The organism is Aeoliella mucimassa (genome assembly GCF_007748035.1).
In the GTDB taxonomy this organism is placed as follows: Bacteria; Planctomycetota; Planctomycetia; order Pirellulales; family Lacipirellulaceae; genus Aeoliella; species Aeoliella mucimassa.
Genome location: NZ_CP036278.1, coordinates 4211682 through 4231171, shown reverse-complemented (window position 1 = coordinate 4231171; position 19490 = coordinate 4211682). Strand labels below are relative to the sequence as shown.

Here is a 19490-nt window from a genome sequence, read left to right as displayed (position 1 = left end):
AAGAGGAATAAGGTTGCCAGGAAATGCTAGCGTGTGTGCGAGGTGGTATTCACCGGCCTGGCAATCGTATTTTGCTCGAGAATCTGAAGCTGAGCGCGGCCTCGACTCATCTCGGTAATCACTCGAAAACCTGCTGGAACGTATGGCTGTGAGTCTTGTGACTTGTGTTTCAAGGAGATCAGCAGCAATTGCCCCTTAGGATTGCACTTTGCAATCGCGTCGGCTGAACTCAAGGTGGGATAGTTCTTGATGTCGTCCCTGTTGAGATAAAACGGCACGCCCGACCATTCGTTACCTGTGGTGACAATCGGAAGGTGATCGTCGATCACCAGTTGCTGGTTCCAAGGCGAACTGGGGCCAAACAGACTGTTGGCAACCGCGTATTGAGGAATCGATTGATGCAGTATGAAAATACCTACCAGCAGCGTAGCAGCAGAGCAGATACTCCAGCTGACCATTGGTTGCCAGCGGCTGCCGCGCCAAGCGTAGCTGGCGAGAGTTACTGCAGCAGCGATCCCCAGCAGGATGAAGAAGGTGATTGGCGACGCGTAACCCATCATGATTCCATACACCGCAAAGCCGATGCCGGTGGCAATCGAGCACAGCGTCGCCAGCCCCGGCGCCCAGCGAACTGCATAGGTGGTCCAAGGCAAAGCGGGACGCTGCCACACGGCGACTTCTAGGTATTTGGCAATCACCATGGCCAACGCTGGCGCGGCGGGAAGGATATAGGCAGGCAGCTTGCAGCTCGAAATCGAGAAAAACGCAAAGCACCAGGCGGCTGACATGACCAGGAAGCCGAGCACTTGAGGGCGTAGTTGCTGTACTTCGGACTTTCTCGTGGTCAGATAATTCAGGCAGGGCAAAGCGAGGAACGACCAAGGATGCCCACCGACTAGCACCACGGGAATAAAGAACCAGATCGGCTTCACATGGAACGCACCACCGAATCGCTCGACGTTATGTAGCCAGAAGAACTGATAAGCGAAGTCAGGCACTCGTTGGGTTACAGCAACAAACCAGGGAGCACTAATACCGGCTACAATCGTGAAGAAGAGCAACCAGTCGCGAAGGCGAACTCGGTGAGTACCTTCGGTAAGCCAGGCATAGGCAAACACCGGCGGTAGGAATAGCACTAGCGAAATCGGTCCCTTCGAAAGAAAGGCGAATCCCGCAGCGACCGCCGCCATAATCCACCAGCCGAGATTCAGAGTTCCTTCACGAATGGCTTCGTACGCTGCGAACAGCGAAATGGCCACGCAAAGGGTGAGCAGTCCGTCGATCACCAGAATACGGCTGGCGCCGAGGAAGCCAACCGACAGAAACAGCACCAGGCCGGTAAGGAAGCCTACCTTCCGATCGAACATGCGATTGGCAAAAAACATGGTCGTTGCCAAGGTGGCCAATCCGCCGACGGCGGGAACCAACCGGGCCGACCAGGCGGAGACACCGAACAACGTGTAACTCACCGCACACGCCCAGTAGAGCAGCGGCGGCTTGTCGTAGTAGGTCTCGAAGTTCAACTGAGGCACGATCCAGTCGCCGGTAACGACCATCTCGCGGGGAATTTCGGCGTAACGAGTTTCGTCGCGATCAATCAGTGGATAGGAAAGCGTGCTCAGCAGCAACATCGCAGCCACCAATAGCAACGCGTATTGCATCCACCGATAACGAAGCTGTGATGGATCGCTGGCCGCACGAACGCTTGACGACTGTGGGTGGTTTGGGAACTGAATGCGATTCCACCAGAATCGCAGCAAGTTGGTGAGCACCACGGGAATATGAGTGACCGATACGGTGCTCTGGCCCTCGCATCGCGGGCGGTGGGTGACGCCGACTTCGACCACCGAGAACCCCCGCTGACGGGCGCCGGTGAGTAGTTCGGTGTTTACCAAGAATCCGTCGGTGGTGATTTCCAGTTGTTGCAGTTTCTCACGACGGAACATTTTGAAAGCGCAGTCGATGTCTCGCACACTGGTTCCGATCAGTGTGCGGACCAGCAGGTTGTATCCTCGTGAGTAAAAGCACCGCAGCGGCGAGTCTTTGCGATCGATGCGATACCCGCAAACGATATCGTAGTCCTCAGCCAGTACAACAAAACGCCGCACTTCAGAGAGATCGAATTGCACGTCGGCGTCGGTGAACATCACTAAGTCGCAACGCGCGGCCGCGAAACCGGTCCGCAGGGCTGCACCGTAGCCGCGATTTTGTTCGTGATGAATCGCTCGCAACGCTGGGTATTCGCTTGCTAAGTTCTCCAGGCACTCAGCGGTACCGTCGGTGCTTCCATCGTTGACGACTAGGATCTCGTATTCGTCTGCTACCGAACGCAGCGCCTTGTCGGCTTCTTCCACAGCACGTGGGAGGGCTTCGCTTTCGTTCCAGGCGGGGAGCACCAACGAAATTGTCGCTTTCGAACCTTCGGTTGCACTCTTGGTAGCGGAGTGGATCTCGATACTCACTGTTTGCATCCTTGCGTTGTCGATATTTGTCGCGTGGAGTTTCTCACGTCCATGTGAGGAGGACTCCAGCGGTCGTGTTCTACTAAAGCTTTAGGAGTTGTGTTCAAAAAAACACATCAAAACTAGGGTGATTCTTGCGCTTCGATTAATTCATCCACTCTCAGATCGCGATCGAAGGTCTCGAAATCCTTGAGAGACACACCAAAAGCATGGGCCACGGAAGCCGTCCAAGTAGGCCAGGGCGAATACTGGGAATGGTGTGGAGAGAGGGGGTTCGTGGGCAGCCATACTTGGGCAGCGATCATGGCACCGAGCAGTACCAACGCGGGAGCCCAATAGCCGCTGTAGGGTGGGGTGCGTTGTTCGAGTACCAGTCGACGTGCTCGCAACTTTAGTTCGCTCTGGCTGCGGCCAAACATAAGCCCGCCGGCAGGCGACTTGGTTTGGTTTTCCACCAAGCGGAGCAGGGTGCGAAGGTACGAAGCGGTCGATTCCGCATCGCTGCTGGCGGCTTCGTCGCAAACAAACTCGCGAACCAGCGAGCAACGCCGGCCACTGATCCATACCAACGGATGGAACCAGAAGAGGACTTGCGCCAACTTCTGAGCGAATTGCTGCATCGGGTGCTGCGTATCGAGATGGGTTAGTTCGTGTCGAAGCACATGTTCCAGTTCGGTCGAGTTGCCATGCGCCAACGATGGCGGCAGGAAGATCAGCGGGCGATGGAATTGGTAGCAAAATGGTCCAAGTTCCTCGGGGCATTCGAGAAACAGCAACTGGTCGTGATGCGGCGCGGCCATTTCGGTGGGGATATGCTGCTTCAAGCGAGTGTTCATTTCCGCCGAGTATTCAGGGCAACCTCGAATGAACGCTCGGACGCGAACAAACTGGATGGCCCATCTCGTAAGCATCACTCCCACCCCACACAGCCAGATCGCGAGCAGGCACTTGCCGAGAACAAACTCGGTGGTGGCTACCGCCAGCAATTGTGTCGGCCCGAGCGACGACCAGGGATGCAGCCACTCGAGTCGCGGTAGAAGCAACCCGATCATCAGCATCAACAGCAAGCTGACGAAGCAAGCGCTCCATACCCGGGCTTTGACTAACACACTACTGGTCCAGCGTTCCAGACCCCATGCCAGGCCAAGTACGATGGTAAGTTGAATGACAAGCGACAGAATCACTTGGAACCACTGAAGACCATTCATTTTTGGTTCTCCAGTTGTTCAATCATCTGCTTGATTTCGGCCAGATCTTCCGAGTCGACTTTCGAATCGCTGATGAGATTCAGCATGAGCGACTTGACGGAGCCTCCGAACAAGCGGTTGGCAATTTCGTGAGTCATCGAACCGGTGACTTGCGATTTTTCGATTGCCGGCACGTAGACGAAAGCTCGTCCACGCTTGCCACGCTTCTCGACCACTCCTTTATCTTCCAGGATGCGGAGGGTCGTCATCACCGTGGTGTAAGCCAGTTCGCGGGGCAATCGCTCTACCACATCAGAGACGGTTGCCTCGTGGACCGACCACAGCACATTCATTACTTCTGCTTCTGGAGCAGTCAGCATGGAAACTTCGGGTTTATCAGGCATAGGGGGTCTTTCGGCTACCGAGCAAAGCGTTGAGAGTACTCTTGATACAGAGCGGTCTCGACGTTGTCTTCCATGAGTTCAACATGTCCATCGGCCCACAAAAAATTCGCACCTCCGTTGTGGCGACTACTGAATTCGCATTCGTCGCACCACTCGCAGTTGGGGGTTGTCATCGCTGAGCCGACCAGGCGGCATTCGGCATCTTCTCCAGCGATGTCGACACCCAGCCAGGTGGAAGGCACCATGGCCATGGTCCGTTCACCGATGAGGAGGGTTTGGCTCGTGCCACGCTCAAGGTCCTTGAAGCGAACTCGCCGGTCGTGGACGATCGATCCATCGCTCGGTGGGGCAGCGGGCTCCCCCTCTTCGGGGCTTTGTTCGTCGGCTTCAAGGGTGCCGAACACGCCAACGTAGTTGGCCGTCGGCAACACCTGCAGGAGTTCGTCCGGCTCTATGTCGGTCGAGGAGTCAGTGTAATAGGCCGCATGCTCTATTTCGTGCTTGCCCGAGCGAAGTTCGAAGGTCGGTTCCACGATGTCGGAAGGACAGAGCAGCAGCGGAATGCTGTGACTGGCTAGTTCATTGCTGAAAGTAGGTGTCCGATTAAGCAATTCGGCTACGTTGGGTTCGCCGATATCGGTTAGCAATAGAGTGGCCCATCCCTGTAATAGTTGAGGGGTCGCAGGATTGCTTTGCCAGGCTGCGGGGAGCTTGCGATGGCGTTCGTAGTAGCCATGCGTTGCCAGCCCGAGTTCGCGAAGACGACTACAGCAGGTCGCCCGGCGGGCGGTTTCGCGAGCAACCATTACCGCTGGGAGCAGTAGTGCTAGCAGGATTCCCATGATGGCGATCACCACCAGCAGTTCGGCCACGGTGAAACCATGCCCGCGGGTTAACCAGGTTGGACGCTGTGAGTGCATTGATGGCGAATCCATTCGCGTTTATCAAGCGATCGTTGATGAAAGCGACCAGTCTACTAACGTCATAGTAATTCGGCAACAGCAGTCGAATGGCTCAAGGTGATTACCGCATTCAACGGACATTTACCTGCTTGGTTGCTAGCAGTAGAGTTCTTTGAAACCTACCATTCTGGTTAACTTTGGTGAACCGCGGGAAGAACGGCCGCCATGTTAGAGCATGGATATGCACGTTGTTCTAGCGGCCCTGATGTTGTCCACGATATTGTCGCGGGGTGAGACCGGTATCGCGTTTCATCACCCGGGCGAAGTACTCTGGCGAGCCGTACCCCGAGGCATCGGCGACCGCTGGAATCGGCATATCGGTCGTCGCCAGCAGCAACTTGGCACGCTCCAAGTGGACTCGCGAGATCTCATCGCCCATCGTGCGGTGAAGCGATTGCTGGAACCGCCGTTCCAGGGACCGGCGACTGATTGCCAGCGTGTCGGCGATTTCTTGCACCGAGAGGGGGTTACTTGCGCGGTTGCGAATGATCCTCACGGCCGACGCCACTTCGGTATCGTCGATGGCTAGCACATCGGTCGAGGCACGTGGCTCGATCGCTGTGGGAGCCACTGTTATCACGCGCTCGTCGAGAGGTCGTCCTTCCATGAGTGCGTGAATCATCGCGGCGGCCTTCAAGCCGATTTGCTCGGAAGGCAAAACCACACCGGAGAGCGGAGGGTGAACCGAATTGCAGAGCAACTCGTCGTCGTCCCCCAGCACTGCAACATCGTCTGGCACACGGAAACCGCGGTGCATTGCTTCTTCAATCACGTCGCCACCGCGTCGTACGGCCCACGCCAGAATACCGACCGGTTTGGGAAGACCCTCAATCCAGCTTCCCAGTCGCTCCCTGGCCCGCAGCCAACGTCGCCCACTTTGGTCGGGCACTTGGTGATACACCAGAAAGTCGCAACCGGCAGCTTCGCACGCCCGGGCGAGGGCTTCTTGTCGATCCACCGAGTAAGGTCTTGCATGCAAGCCGACGTAAGCGATGTGCCGAACACCTCGATCGAGGAAGTGCTCGACCGCCAGTTGGGCAAAGGCATCGTTGTCGATACTTACTTTCGGAAAGGTCGCTTCACGAACGCGAATGCCCGACACGTTAACCACCGGCAAGTTTTGTTGCTGCAGGTGACGAGCCATGGCTGGCGAGGAGACCCGGGCGATGATGCCATGGCCGCTCCAGCCTTCAGGAATGCGAAGCGTCTCACTACCGCCGCGCGGTTCTACCCAGATGTTCCAGGGGCCATTGCGTTCAGCGTATAGCAGGATGCCTTGGTTGAGCCTTCTTCCCCAAGCCGAAGAGGTGTCGACCAGTACCGCTACACGAAAAGGGGCCTGTCTTTCCATGCCGTTGTTCAAGTTGTAACTAGAGCGAAGAAAAGGTCGGCAAGGTGTTTGTGGGGAACAACCCCGATGCGCCTGACACCCCTGCCGAATCCGCCAGTGACGTAATTGTTTTGTATTATTGCGCATTTGCACCTTGGATTGCAACTTGTTTCAGGGCTAAACTTCAGTTCTTTAAAGGAGTCGCTGGTAGCGAAGATCGGTCACAAACTGCGTGAAGGATCATCGTCGCCAAGTCGACAAGGCGAGAAGACTCGCGATCAGGCGTCCACTCTTTTCGATGAACGAGCCTGCGGTTGCTGCCTAATCTGTTCTGCTTGGAACTAAAAGCTGGTAGCCCAGGCGATGCTTTCGTGTACGACTGGTGTCGCATCGCAATCCGAGAGAGGCAACCGGGGAGATAGCTGTCATGGAGCTTTGCTCGTTGATTGAACAGGTGTCAGTTCGGTGCGCGTTGCGTAACGACCTGGCAAGCAAGCATTGGTGGATGTGGTTCATCGGAGGATGGCTGGTCGTCATGTCGATTGGACCGGCTCAAGCAAAGTATCCTGTATTGCGCCCGATGCGCGAAAATCCAGCCCCAACCACAGGGCGGTACGTGGTGCATGTCGACCAACCGCAGCAACTGGTCTGGGGCATGGGGTTCGAAATTCAGTGCGACTCGATCCGCTCCGGTAATCAAGGCTTGCCGGAGGAGAGGACCAGCGTACCCCGCGACTTGGTACCCGAGGAGCGAGACAGGTTGGCCAACGAGATGCTGAGTGGGTTTCGCTATTGTCGACTGGCGGGGGGGCTTTACTGGCGCGGAACTGACGACGATCAAAAGGTGTTAAAACCTCGCTGGCCTAACCAGCTTGAGGAGTTGCAAGCATTGCTCGATAACGCGGGTGTCGAGGGACTTTCGTTTGAGTACTGGACTCCACCACCATTTTGGAAGGCCAATCGCAATTATGTCGACACGCAAGATGGCAAGAACATCCTTCGCTGTTACGGGCGACAATTCGCGAACGACCCCGTCTACCACGGCGACGTCAAGCGTTTCCTGCGCGATTTTGCCGACGCGAGAGTGCAAGACATCCAAACGCTCAAGAATGCAGGCTTCCGCATCGATCAGTGGGGGCTGAGTAACGAACCTTGGGTGAACAACGCCTACTCAACTTGTTACTACACCAAAGAGCAGTACGGCGAGGTCTTCAAGGCGGTTGCTCCTGCCATTCGGGATCATGATCCATCGATCAAGATCATTGCCGACACGATGTATGGATCGCCGCAATACATTGCACCTGTCATGCGGACGGAGTACGCCAAGTATGTCGATGCGTTGGTGGTGCATGCAATTGGGGAAGACTCGGCAATTGTTCCTAAGATTGTACGTGAGACGCGAAACAGCATTTCGCAACCATTACCGCTTTATCAAAATGAGTATGAGTATCTGGATGGTCCGGCCACTCGCGATCGATGTCACAATACGGTGCAAAACATCATGAATTGGTACCAGTTGGCCCAATCGCCAACTTGGTATTGGATTCACGCACTGAAGCCTTGTACGAACTCCGAAGCGAGTGGTTACGCGTTGGGGTATTGGATGCCACTCGACCCGAGTGACTCACCGCCAGAGGAGCCACGAGAGTTGGCGTACGCCGTGGCCCGTCGGTGCAGCGATGACCACTTGCTCAAGGGTGTGTCGGATCCGTTAATTGGCACCTATTGCCTTACGGTTCCGCGGGGCGATGGGTTTCAACCCGCCAGCAGCTATGAGTTTTCGGTGAGCAAGCCTTGCGAAGTCTATCTACTCGCGCATGAGCGGGGAGGGCCTCTCGAAATCGCTGGGTGGGAGAAGACTGACTACAAAACGCTCTGGAGTTATGAGGAGCGAGATGCCGTCTATCGCCGAACCGTTGGGCCGGGCGTGGTGCGCGTTCCATCGCATACGGGCAAGCTGGCCAACGGATACTACGGGGTGCCTCACGCAGTGCTGGTGCGAGCCATTGATGGCGTGGAGTGTCCAATCGCCGAAGACGACTTACCAATAGGAGCATCGGTAGAGTTGCTGGAAAAGTTCACTCCCGAGGAAATCGTCGCCGAACTCGAGCCAGGGCACTGGACCTGGAACAAGTACAACTGGCACTCCGTGGTCGGTTTTCTAAAGTACATGCCATGGGATAGCACCGTGGTCAAAGTCACAGAAGAGGCGTTTGACCACGATATGCGGATTCTGGCCTTCAAGCGACCCGATGGAAAGCTAGTAGTAGTGCTCTCGAATCGATGCTGGAGCGACTATCAGTTCCAAGTCGACACACAGCTACCCGACGCGGAGTTTAGAGGGTATCGCTACACGCCCGACGAATCTGGCGAGGGATTCATGGGGGTGCCGGTGGGAGCACAGCAGGGCCCGGTGCTCAACGCGACCGTGCCCGATCTGGTGTGGGAGTTCTGGGTGCAGCAATGACGCCAATTAAGCGGGCGAAACCTGCGTAACGAAGACATAGACGATTCATGAAACGCAAAACCGAAGAGTACGAGGTAGTTGTCTGCGGCGGAGGTCTAGCCGGCTTCTGTGCAGCAGTCGCCTCGGCGCGGGGCGGCGCCAGCACGGTGCTCATCCACAATCGCCCGGTGCTTGGAGGCAATAGTTCTTCGGAAATCGGCGTGACTCCCCACGGAGCGGCTGCCTTTCATGCTTATGCACGTGAGACGGGCATTATCTCCGAGTTGCTCATCGAAGAGCGAGCGATGAACCACGCGGAGGTCTACGAGAATGGCTGGACTAACAGCGTGTGGGACCTCGTGCTCTACAATATGGCTGTATCCACAGCGAACTTAACCGTGCACTTGAACACCAACATTCAGGAAGTTGTACTGCAGGGAGAAGGAGTAAGCTCGTCCTGGGCTGATCTACTGGACGAAGTCACTCATCAGTATGGCTATAGTCATCGCCCGACGTGTCATGGCAACCAGCCGGCAACCATCGCCGAGGTGAAAGCCTTGGTGCTGAACGCCGAACTCGAACTCACGATCCGCGGACGGATGTTTATTGATTGCACCGGCGATGGATTGGTGGGCGATCGGGCGGGGTGTGAGTGGCGGATGGGCAGCGAGGGGCGAGAGGAGTTCAACGAGCCACACGCTCCGCTGCAGCCAAGTACCGATACGATGGGGAGCAGTATTCACTTTCGCGCTAAAGACTTGGGTTACCCCGTTACCTACCACGCGCCCGACTGGGCCATCAAGCACGAAGACGCCAGCTATTTCTACGATCAAGGTCGCCTGCCAAAGGAAGAACGCGGCGGCTACTGGTGGCTCGAAATCGGCGTGCCTTATCACACGATCTACGACAACGAGGATATTCGCCACGAGCTGACGCGGCATACGCTCGGCGTGTGGGACTGGATCAAAAACCGTGACCCCGTGATGAAAGACCGAGCGAAGAACTACGCCCTCGATTGGATCGGGCAAGTTCCCGGTAAACGGGAGAGCCGCAGGATCATCGGGCGGTACTTTGTGACCGAGCACGATGTTCAGAATCGCACTGTGTTTGAAGACGAAGTTGCCTTCGGTGGATGGTTTGTCGATTTACACACTCCCGGTGGATTGTTGGCAAACTCAAGCGAACCCTGCTCGGCTGGCGAGCAGGAATACAACACCTTCTCGGAGTATTCCGTGAAGTCGTACTGTGGTCCTTATGGCATTCCGCTGCGTTGTCTGATGGCAAAGGATGCCACTAATCTCTTGATGGCAGGGCGCAATATTAGTGCTTCGCACGCGGCGCTGGGCACCATGCGCGTGATGGGCACCACGGCCTTGATGGGACAGGCGTGCGGAACCGCTGCCGCTTACGCGGTGAGAAACAAAATAGCCACCGCCGAGTTGTCGCATGGCGATGCGATTGCTGCGATTCAGCAAACGTTGTTGCGAGAGGGATGCTTTCTGCCCAACGTGCGAAACCAAGACACGTGCGATCTCGCCCGCCTGGCGACGGCGACATCAAGCAGCGACGCCCAGGTTAGCGAAGCGGGACCTCATACGCAAGGTTGTCACGCGGGGCTTGCCGAGTGGCGAGACCAACCGCAATACCACCAGCAGCAGCTCGACAGTCGCAAAGGTCAGCTCATTGCCATTGGGCATGAAGGTATCGATGTGGTGTCGGTCTGTTTAACTAATCGCAGTGGAACACCGCAGTCGGTCGAAGCGGCCATCTACGCGGTCGACCATGTGTGGGACTACCGCGTCGAACCGGGCCCATCGCTCGCTACGGCAATGCTGCAGGTGTTGCCAGGCGAGGAGCAGTGGGTCGACTGGTCGGTGCAACTGGACGCTGCTCAAATTGCCGAACACCCGCAATACTTGCGACTCGATCTGCTTACAAATCCTGCTGTTGAATGGCTTACCGCTGGCAACATCGAGCCCGGGATGACCAGCTACTATCAAATTGGTGCAGAGAAAATGCGTCGATTCGCGAATGGGTCGACCTTGAGTGTTCGGGTGATGCCACACCAGTCGGCTTATCCTGCAAGCATGGTACTGTCGGGTACAACTCGCCCCCACCGATCTACCAATGTGTGGCGTTCCGATCCCAATCAACCGCTCCCGCAATGGCTCGATCTGTCGTGGGATTCGGTGCAGGCGATCGGCCTGATCGAGCTGACGTTTCCTGGCCATTTGCTCCGTGAGTACCATGCCTACGCTCCTCACTATCGCGATCCTCAGACTCCCGCTGACTATTCCATTCAGTGTGAAGTAGATGGAGAATGGCAAACTGTGGCTACATGCACCGATAACTACCAGCGGAGGGGGATTCATAGGTTGCCACGGGGAATCGAGACTCGAAAGTTGCGAATCACGGTGACTCGTACCAACGGCGATCCATCGGCCGCAATCAATGAAATACGTTGCTACACCGACCTCCAATGAGCTGGCTCCGCTGAGAGGATACCTGGCATGCATGCCTGGGACTACACACTGATCGTCTTCTACTTGGTCCTGCCGCTTTTGGTGGGGCCCTGGTTGGCTCGCCGTGTGAAATCGTCGAACGACCTCTTCTCAGCCGGCAATCAATCGCCTTGGTGGCTATCGGGCTTGAGTGCCTATATGACGATGTTCAGCTCGGGGACTTTCGTCGTATGGGGAGGAATCGCTTTTAAGTACGGGCTGGTCTCGGTAAGCATCTGCATGGCGCTCGGAGTTGCTGCGCTTTTGGTCGCTGCGTTTCTCGCCCGGCGTTGGCGCAACACCGGCGCCAACTCGGCTGCCGAGTTCATTTACTACCGCTACGGTCCTGGAGTCGTGCAGATGTATACCTGGTTGCTCATGGCGGCCAGGCTGATCGGTGTTGCCGTGTCGATTTACTCGCTGGCCGTGATCAGTTGCGAGCTGATGCCGATCCCTAGCGACTCGTTTCTCGCTAACGAACACGGCCGAATTTCTACCGAAGCGGCTATCGTGATCGCAGGCATAGCAATCATCGGCTACACGGTATTCGGGGGGCTCTGGTCGGTCTTGGTGACCGACATGATGCAGTTTGTTGTGCTGACTTCTTCGGTGGCGATCGTGGTACCACTGATCGTTGCCGAAGCGGGAGGAGTCGAGGCCATTGGGCAATCGGTGCCAGAAGGATTCTTCTCGCCGGTGGCCAGCGACTTCACGTGGTGGTTTCTCGTTGGCTGGATCGTCATCCACGCGATGAAGATCGGGGGAGAGTGGGCGTTCGTGCAGCGATTGACCTGCGTGCCGACCCCCCGAGACGCAGTGTTGAGTGCTACGTTGTTCGGTTTGCTCTATCTGGTAACTCCCATCGTTTGGATGACACCGGCCATGGTTTATCGTGTGATCGATCCCATTCCCGAAGAGTTGAATGCCGATTTGGTCGCGTACTATCCAGCGTTCAAAGTCAGCGAACTCTCCGCTTCCGATCAGCAAGCAATCGCGGAAGGGGCTTTTGAAAAGCTCTCGAGCGAAGGTACTGCGAAGGTGCGTAGCGGGGCAATCGATCGCAAGGCTGAAGCTGCTTATATTCGTGCCTGTCGGCGGGTGGCTCCCGTCGGACTGCTCGGCATGATGATGGCCTCGATGTTCGCCGCCACGGCAAGCATGGCCAACTCGGAGCTCAACGTGCTCGCCGGGGCGATCACCAACGACATCTACGCAAAGATGCGGGGACCAGCGGTTAGCGAATCGCACCTGGTCGCCGTAGGACGGGTGCTCACGGTGCTCATCGGGGCTCTCTTCATTGCGCTGGCCTTGGCAGTACCCAAAATGGGAGGAGCCGAAGGCGTGATTCTCACCATCACCGGGCTGTTTGTTGGGCCGATGGTGTTGCCGACTATTTGGGGACTGTTTTCCGACAAGATCGGCGCGGGGGCTACCGTGCTCACCGTGGTGGTCACGGCCGCTTGTGCGGCTTACCTGAAGTTCGGTGCAGAGGATGTATCGTGGATTCATTCGAATATGCGTGTTGCCGAGATCCTCGTGGGCACGCTCGTACCTGCGGCGGTGCTTATCCTGTGTGAGTTATTGGGAAGATCAGTAAACCCAGGAGCTAAGCAAGCAGCCATGTTGGAGAAGCGATTGAGCGAGAGTACTTCGCAGACCATGCTGGATTTGCCGCTACGCATCGTGGCCATTAGCTTAGGTACCCAATCGCTGGTGTTCTTTGTGTTGGCAACGGCCTTGTTGACTAACTCCACTCGAACTGTGGAAGCCCGAGTTGGGTGAATTGATTGATGATTTTACAGCGCAAGCGGGCTTCCGTTTGTTGGTTTTCGAATACTCGGTTTTTGAGATGGCTCCCAAAGCTTTGTTTCACTCGGTACATGGTCGTTTCCGCCAAGCTTCTACGATGATAGCCCACTTCCTCTTTCCAACTCCTACGCCCCTTGCGTCGAATCTGACGAATTGCCTCGTCCCGGGGCAAAGGCTCCTCCGCAGAGTTGCCATGTTGTTTGATCTTGGCGTTGTGCTGCGGCGGAATCACCGGCTCAATGCCTTCGGATTCCAGCCCTTCATAAACCTTCCACTTGTCGTAACTACCGTCGCCGTGAAACTTTTTTACGGGCTGCTCCACCTGCTCCAGCATTTCGGGAACCGCATCGGCATCGTGGCAACTGTTCTCGGTCAAAATCTCCGCCACAATCTCGCGGGTGTCAGGATTCACCGACAAATGCAGCTTCCGCCATGTCCGCCGCTTCGACTTGCCATGCGTCCGCATCTTCCATTCGCCCTCGCCAAACACTTTCATGCCGGTGCTATCCACCACGATATCGATGTCGCCCCTCTTGTTAGCGATATCGAGCGAAACATTCAGCTTGCTGGCTCGCTTGGCGAGCGAAGAATAATTGGGAATCGCTGCCTCGACGCCCAACATCGCCACCAGCGAGCGGCCGAATCCCTCAGTCTGCCGATAGGGAAGTTTCAGCAGTTCGCGAATCGTCAGCAAGCACTCGATCGCCGTATCGCTGAAGACAAAAGGGCGACCGACTTTTGTCTGGTCGTTAGGATGTTCCCAGTTCTCCAACGCCTCGTCGCTAAACCAAATAGTGATGTTTCCACGCTCGATGAGCGACTTGTTATACTCCTTCCAGTTCGTGACTTTGTAGGTTCGTTTTTCTTTCGTAGCCATGTTCGATCTCCGTAAAAAAGGTACGTGGTTCCATTCCACGTTAGTTTTTACGGAGGTTTGTGACTAATTGTTCAACAAGGCCGTTGGCAACTCTCAATTCTCAGCAATCTGGCTACTTACTCACGGCTGGTACGGTTTGCGGACTGCTCACGATGGGGGTGATTCGAAAAATCATCGTATCCGCAAATCCGGCAGAAGAGCTTTCGGAGTGAGACTCACTCCGCATAGCAGCTGATGCTAAACAAACTGGCGGGTACGTGGGGGCTGGGGTGATCGATTTCCACACGCAATCGATCGGTGCGTATCGGCTTGTCGAAAGTGATTTCGTTACGGGTTTGATGATTGTCGTGCTTCTCGCACAGCAGTTCGCCATGCATTTCCCACACTCGATATCGCTGAACGCATAAAGGCATGATCCGTTCCGGATGCCCCATCAATACGGTTTCCATTGCGTGGTCGAAGTCGGTATCGAACGACAGCGCGATTCGTTGGATCGATTGAATCTCGTCCCATTGCAACTCCACCACGGGGGCGGGATCACTCAACGCAGCTGTCCAGCAATTGGGGGCTGTGGTCGGTCGACTCCAGCCGTTTACCAGATTGACTCCCTGAAAACCGGAGACGGGTGGAGAGAATCTCGCAGCAATGTTCTTGCCGCCTGGGCGACGCTCCGGCAGCCAAAACTCAAATGTGTCGATACCACTGTCCGCGGGAGGCGACTGCACCGCCCCGCGGGCAACTTTGCGATCTCCTCGCTGGGTGAGTGTCAATAAACCCGACACGCGATGGTTGCTTAGCTGAATGGTAACGTCGGGGTTCGCCATGAAGCAGACGAACGCATATCCATCGTCAGTAAAGTGGTGCTCGAAGTCGATCGCGACTTGATGCCATCGATGAGTCTGAGGAACCGTCGATGTTTCCATCGCTGAGGTCGCCGAAGGATACGGTCCATTCGTCGCATAGGTGCTTGCCGAGGATCGCTTAATGTTTAGATGGCTCGCTGGACCTGTGTTGAGGGCGACCTGCTTTTGTTCAACCAAAGTATCGGGAGTGAAACTTGCCAATCGACTGCAGGTGCGAAGCTGCACTTGTAGCTCGCAATCGCAGGGAATGGCCACTTGCATGGTGATTTGAGGGCACCGCCCAGCGCGTACGGGAACCATCAACGCCAGAGAATCGGTGAGCGGAACCGTTTCCCCCGATGGTGGGAACTCGGTCAGCTGAAACTCACTGCTGGTCGTCACGGTTGCACGCCTAGCAAGGTCGTCGGGGTGAACGCCTGCCACTTGTGGGATAAACTGTCCTTTGGCCACTAACGCTTGCTGAAGCTCGTGGATGTGGTCTGCACTGCCGACGTCGCGAGGCTGTAACTGATGTTTGTGACAGAGTACGGCCGCCATGCCGACTGCCTGCGCGTTGTGAGCACAGGTGGCCATCACTCGCGTGGAACCAAACGCGATATGTGAGGAGCTGATCACCCGGCCGGCCAGAAACAAATTAGCGATATTGCGACTATACATGCAACGGTAGGGAATGCCGTAGACACCTTTGGAGTGCCACTGCGTGCAGGGGGATTGTTTGCTGAAGATCGAATCGACCGGGTGCAAATCGATGGCCCACCCGCCGTAGCTTACTGCGTCGTTGTGCGGGCGCTGCTCTACGATGTCCTGCTGGGTGAGCATGTAGTCCCCTTCGAATCGGCGACTCTCACGTTTGCCTGGGATGAGTCCCACCCACTCCAAGGTAAGCGTTTCCGCTTCAGGGAACTGGCCAGAGTTTTTGATGTGGTTCCACACGCCATATACGATTTTCCAAAGATCCCACTTGATCTCTTCCGACTCGTGTACCGTGTCGCGGCTACCCCCCAGCTCAATCCACCAGAGTTGACAACCCTGGTGCGATGAATTGAATGATTTATAGCGAGGGATCTGGGTGATATCTTCTAACGCGAACGAGGGAGCAACGTACTGAATCGGCTGGCCAGTGTCACGCGTATAAAAGTAGAGGGAGTGCCCCAATAGTTCTCGATGCTCCTTGAGGGGGGCGAGTTGTTCGCCGAACTCCGAGCGTGCTTCAGCGCCAATCCGAAACGCAGCACCCGACAAGAAGCCAACGATGCCATCGCCCGAGGCGTCGCAAAACAATCGTGACCGCAGCGTATAGCGGGTAGAATTCTGACTACAAAAGGCCACCACGGCAGAAATCGTGTTGTCTTGCTCTTTGTGAAGATCATAGACCGAGGTGTTGAGCAGCAAACGTAGTTTCGGCTCGGCTGTGACTTTCTCCAGAATAAGACTATCAAGCAGCACCGCGTTGCCTTCAGGATTCCGGTAGGTATTCTCTACCAGGATCTCATCGATCACGCCACCTTCGCGGGCCCAACGGTTGTTGTTGCCCATGTGCGAAGTGGCCCCCAGCGTCCAGAGTCGAACCTCGCTTGATGCGTTGCCTCCCAGCACAGGGCGGTCTTGAACCAAAGCGACCTGCAGTCCCTCTCTGGCCGCAGTGATCGCGCAGCAGCAACCTGCCAGACCACCGCCGACGACTACCAAATCAGCTTCGATATCGATGGAGTGTAGATCACGATGTGCATTATCGTCACGTAGTAACATCAGTCTCGTGCGTCGTTGATGGAGTGGTCTGCTGAGTCGAGAAGGTCGGGAGCCATGGCATAGGCAAGCCCAACATTCAGCGCGGAATTAAAGGCGGTCCATCCTTCGGGGTGTCGGAAAGGAGCTGTCGGGTTGTAAGGATAGTGCTCGCTGGCAGCCGACGAACTGATGGCGCCACGTACTAGTACGTCTTTCCTGAAATCCATTCCGCTGCTATATGCTGCGGAATGAAAAAGCACATTGTTTGCCTGGACCACCAGGCCCGTGGAGGTTTGGAGCAGCTAGCACGCTCAGGCGCCCGCGCGGCGCAAGTGGTGCGTCGCTGCCAGATATTATTGAAATCGGACTCGGGATGCACCGACGAAGAGATCGCCGAGCATGTGGGCTGCACGACGCGCAACGTCCGAGCCGTCCGAAAGCGGTTCTGCGAAGAGGGCGTCCAGCGGGCGGTGTACGATGCGCCTCGCTCGGGCCGCCCCCCAGAGTTCACCAAGCGGCAGCAGCAACAGGTAATCGCCCTGGCGTGCAGCGAGCCGCCCGAGGGACGGGCTCGCTGGACGCTGGAATTGTTGTGCGAGCACGCGGTGAAGGAAGGCTTCGTCGATTCGCTCAGCGTGACGGAGGTCTCGCTGTGGCTCAAGGAACACGACCTGAAGCCGTGGCGAAAAAAACTTGGTGCGTGCCCAAGCTGAACGACGAGTTCTGTGAGCGGATGGAGGACGTCCTCGAGCAGTACGAGAAGCCGCTCGACCCGAACGAGCCGGTCGTCTGCCTCGACGAGCAGCCCTATCAGAGGGTCGACGACGCGCGGCCGCCCGAGCCCGCGGCACCCGGCAAGATCGCGAAGCAGGACTACGAGTACCGCCGCTGCGGAACCTGCAGCGTGTTCGTGGCGGTCGAGCCGAAGGCGGGCAAGCGATTCGTTCAGGCCAAGCGTCACCGCAAGCGAGCCGACTTCGCCCGGTTCGTCCGCGACCTCTTGAAGCGCTATCCCGACGCAGAGCGGGTTCATCTGGTGATGGACAACCTCAACACGCACAACGAGAAGTCGTTGATCGAAACCTTTGGCGAGGAGGCGGCTCGGCCAATGCTGGAGCGGATTGTGTGGCATTTTACCCCCAAGCATGCCAGTTGGCTCAACATGGCCGAGATCGAAATCTCGGCCATACAGCGACAATGCCTGGGACGTCGGTTGGCTTCGCTCGACAAGGTTCAAAGCGAACTCTCCCACTGTTCACGCGACCGCAATCGGAAGAAAATCAAAATCAATTGGACCTTCCATCGAAAAGACGCCAAACGCGTCTTCCCTGAACTCTATAGGAAATGACTTCCGGGACGACGTACTAGTTCGAGCCTTGCACAAGTGTCGTTATGGAAGTGCTTGGGCCACCCTCGCTCGGCACCGGCAAAACCTTTTTCAGGATCAGTAGCCAACGCGGCCGTATGAGCTGCCAGCGGATTGCGCCCGAACAGGTTGTCGAGTTGGGCGATGCCGATCTGACGAAGACGAACGGACTTTTGCGATTCAGGATCCAGATCCGCAACAGCCATGCAGATGCCTGGGAACGCAGCTAGATTGCCAGGCTCATTCCACCCAGCCGCTCCGCTCGTCGAGTGTTGCTGTCCAGTGCTGCGAGGGATCGACCACTCGGTGTCGGTGTATCGGCGGAAGTCCCACAGGTTATCACTGCGGGCGATGACGACATCGGTCCAATGACGGAGCCAATCGTTCAGGGCTTCAGGTGCCGACTCGGGGTAGTCTTTTTGCAGTGTTACCAATCCCATGATGAGCTTGTGTTCGCTCATTCGCTGGCCTTTGGTGACGCGAGGATCAGCAGCATCGAAGTGGGTGATCACCCAATGAGCTTGTTCGACCGCCGCTTGTAGGAATCGTTTGGCATCCGCGCGGCCTTCTCGCTTCGCGACCTCATGCATCAATAGGTTGGGCTGGATCGAGTGCCCCGGGCAGTGCCGACCTTTGAGGGTGCCGACGTCGGTGATCACGTCTAGCAGTCCGACGGATTCCCACTGATCGAATGCAAAATCGTGTGCCTGCTTTTTAAACGAATCGGTAAAGTAACCTTCGATCTCGGGGAGTGCATAGAGGAAGAACGCAAACTGTTCCACGGTTTGGGGGTGAATCTGTCGCGGGAGCGGGTCGTTGCTCGGGTCCTTTGTCGCTGGACTAAGCAGGTACCAACCGACGCCCCAGTGCATCAGTTGCACGATATCCGGACAGTTGTCGCCGACGGGAGGATCGATTTCCTGGTAGTAACGTCGAGCCGTTTCCAGTGCGCCGTCGTCGCCGTTGGCTCGAACGATTTCAAAGTCGCTGGCCAGCACCTTTTGCTTGTCTCTTGCGTAGTTGATCTCGATCGGTAGATTCTGAAAGTAGTCGGGGTTCGACAGATAGAGCAGCACCAGCGATGGCATCTCGAACGTGTAGTAAGTGCTGTCGCGCCAGGGGCCTCCGCCGTAGGCCGAAGGGTGCGTGCCGACCACGCTACGAGTGTCGACCATAAAATGGAGGGCTGCTGGGTAGCAAACGTCCTGCGCCCAATCGGGAGAAACCACGAACGGATCGCTGGTACTCGAGTTCGTGCGGATTACGCACGTCGTCGCCTTGTTTGGGCGATAGTCGCTGAAGTCGCCCACTCCGTCCGCGAGTGCCCCGGAGTACAACACCTCGCCAGTGTCAGCTTGCTGCACCACGAACGCCTGGCCCGGTTCGGCGTGGATCGCGGTAAATCGTTTTGGCCAGTCCGATTGGTAGCCACACTGGTTGACGAACAACAGCGTGCTATCCGCTGACGCAAACGCCGCGTGCGCCCAAAGCAAAGTGAGGGTAGCGAGTAGTTGAAAAGTGCTGTGCATATCGGAAAAAACTCTCCGTGTTATGT

At 56.5% G+C, this 19490-nt stretch carries 13 protein-coding genes; 5 read left to right on the top strand and 8 right to left on the bottom strand.

Going from position 1 to position 19490, the window contains the following annotated elements; genetic code table 11:
- Window positions 1-26 precede the first annotated feature (26 nt).
- From Pan181_RS16495 to Pan181_RS16475, 5 genes are all read right to left on the bottom strand, one after another.
- Window positions 27-2462, bottom strand: coding sequence for a glycosyltransferase (locus tag Pan181_RS16495; RefSeq protein WP_197528424.1), 2436 nt, complete (start codon window positions 2460-2462; stop codon window positions 27-29).
- A gap of 122 nt (window positions 2463-2584) precedes the next feature.
- Window positions 2585-3670, bottom strand: coding sequence for a M56 family metallopeptidase (locus Pan181_RS16490; protein ID WP_145248264.1), 1086 nt, complete (start codon window positions 3668-3670; stop codon window positions 2585-2587).
- Window positions 3667-4053, bottom strand: a complete 387-nt coding sequence (locus tag Pan181_RS16485; protein ID WP_145248262.1) for a BlaI/MecI/CopY family transcriptional regulator — start codon at window positions 4051-4053, stop codon at window positions 3667-3669. The genes Pan181_RS16490 and Pan181_RS16485 overlap by 4 nt, the downstream gene beginning before the upstream one ends.
- Before the next feature lie 14 nt (window positions 4054-4067).
- The gene (locus Pan181_RS16480) at window positions 4068-4973 is read right to left on the bottom strand and encodes a DUF1559 domain-containing protein (RefSeq protein WP_231943618.1); all 906 of its coding nucleotides are present in this window, start codon (window positions 4971-4973) and stop codon (window positions 4068-4070) included.
- Between the two features lie 235 nt (window positions 4974-5208).
- Window positions 5209-6366 (bottom strand): AraC family transcriptional regulator, encoded by a 1158-nt coding sequence (locus Pan181_RS16475; RefSeq protein WP_197528423.1) that lies wholly within the window; start codon window positions 6364-6366, stop codon window positions 5209-5211.
- 406 nt (window positions 6367-6772) lie between these two features.
- Between Pan181_RS16475 and Pan181_RS16470 the strand changes: the two genes are divergently transcribed.
- From Pan181_RS16470 to Pan181_RS16460, 3 genes are read left to right on the top strand one after another with little or no spacing between them, the layout of a single operon-like run.
- On the top strand, window positions 6773-8812 hold the full coding sequence (locus Pan181_RS16470; RefSeq protein ID WP_145248255.1) for a glycoside hydrolase family 30 beta sandwich domain-containing protein: 2040 nt from the start codon (window positions 6773-6775) through the stop codon (window positions 8810-8812).
- A 47-nt stretch (window positions 8813-8859) separates the two neighbouring features.
- Entirely contained in the window at window positions 8860-11274 is a 2415-nt protein-coding gene (locus Pan181_RS16465) for an FAD-dependent oxidoreductase (protein WP_145248253.1), read from the top strand.
- 27 nt (window positions 11275-11301) lie between these two features.
- Entirely contained in the window at window positions 11302-13074 is a 1773-nt protein-coding gene (locus Pan181_RS16460) for a sodium:solute symporter family transporter (RefSeq protein WP_145248251.1), read from the top strand.
- Here the strand turns inward: Pan181_RS16460 and Pan181_RS16455 are convergent.
- Window positions 13037-13978: an IS5 family transposase gene (locus tag Pan181_RS16455; protein WP_145244898.1), complete on the bottom strand. Its 942-nt coding sequence runs from the start codon at window positions 13976-13978 to the stop codon at window positions 13037-13039. The genes Pan181_RS16460 and Pan181_RS16455 overlap by 38 nt on opposite strands.
- A 215-nt stretch (window positions 13979-14193) precedes the next feature.
- Window positions 14194-16590: an FAD-dependent oxidoreductase gene (locus Pan181_RS16450; protein WP_145248249.1), complete on the bottom strand. Its 2397-nt coding sequence runs from the start codon at window positions 16588-16590 to the stop codon at window positions 14194-14196.
- 227 nt (window positions 16591-16817) lie between these two features.
- On the opposite strand from Pan181_RS16450, the gene Pan181_RS16440 reads away from it, so the two are divergent.
- Window positions 16818-17282 carry a helix-turn-helix domain-containing protein gene (locus Pan181_RS16440; protein ID WP_145244956.1) on the top strand — a complete coding sequence of 155 codons (465 nt, stop codon included), beginning with the start codon at window positions 16818-16820 and terminating at the stop codon, window positions 17280-17282.
- Window positions 17270-17917: an IS630 family transposase gene (locus tag Pan181_RS16435; protein WP_145244957.1), complete on the top strand. Its 648-nt coding sequence runs from the start codon at window positions 17270-17272 to the stop codon at window positions 17915-17917. Before Pan181_RS16440 ends, Pan181_RS16435 begins: the two co-directional genes overlap by 13 nt.
- Here Pan181_RS16435 and Pan181_RS16430 read toward each other — a convergent pair.
- Window positions 17905-19464, bottom strand: coding sequence for a hypothetical protein (locus Pan181_RS16430; RefSeq protein ID WP_145248245.1), 1560 nt, complete (start codon window positions 19462-19464; stop codon window positions 17905-17907). The genes Pan181_RS16435 and Pan181_RS16430 overlap by 13 nt on opposite strands.
- Window positions 19465-19490 lie beyond the last annotated feature (26 nt).

Coding starts and splice junctions, on each gene's coding strand:
- Pan181_RS16465 (WP_145248253.1), top strand. CDS start 8,860: ATGAAACGCAAAACCGAAGAGTACGAGGTAGTTGTCTGCGGCGGAGGT.
- Pan181_RS16470 (WP_145248255.1), top strand. CDS start 6,773: ATGGAGCTTTGCTCGTTGATTGAACAGGTGTCAGTTCGGTGCGCGTTG.
- Pan181_RS16475 (WP_197528423.1), bottom strand. CDS start 6,366: ATGGAAAGACAGGCCCCTTTTCGTGTAGCGGTACTGGTCGACACCTCT.
- Pan181_RS16440 (WP_145244956.1), top strand. CDS start 16,818: ATGAAAAAGCACATTGTTTGCCTGGACCACCAGGCCCGTGGAGGTTTG.
- Pan181_RS16460 (WP_145248251.1), top strand. CDS start 11,302: ATGCATGCCTGGGACTACACACTGATCGTCTTCTACTTGGTCCTGCCG.
- Pan181_RS16490 (WP_145248264.1), bottom strand. CDS start 3,670: ATGAATGGTCTTCAGTGGTTCCAAGTGATTCTGTCGCTTGTCATTCAA.
- Pan181_RS16450 (WP_145248249.1), bottom strand. CDS start 16,590: ATGTTACTACGTGACGATAATGCACATCGTGATCTACACTCCATCGAT.
- Pan181_RS16480 (WP_231943618.1), bottom strand. CDS start 4,973: ATGCACTCACAGCGTCCAACCTGGTTAACCCGCGGGCATGGTTTCACC.
- Pan181_RS16430 (WP_145248245.1), bottom strand. CDS start 19,464: ATGCACAGCACTTTTCAACTACTCGCTACCCTCACTTTGCTTTGGGCG.
- Pan181_RS16485 (WP_145248262.1), bottom strand. CDS start 4,053: ATGCCTGATAAACCCGAAGTTTCCATGCTGACTGCTCCAGAAGCAGAA.
- Pan181_RS16455 (WP_145244898.1), bottom strand. CDS start 13,978: ATGGCTACGAAAGAAAAACGAACCTACAAAGTCACGAACTGGAAGGAG.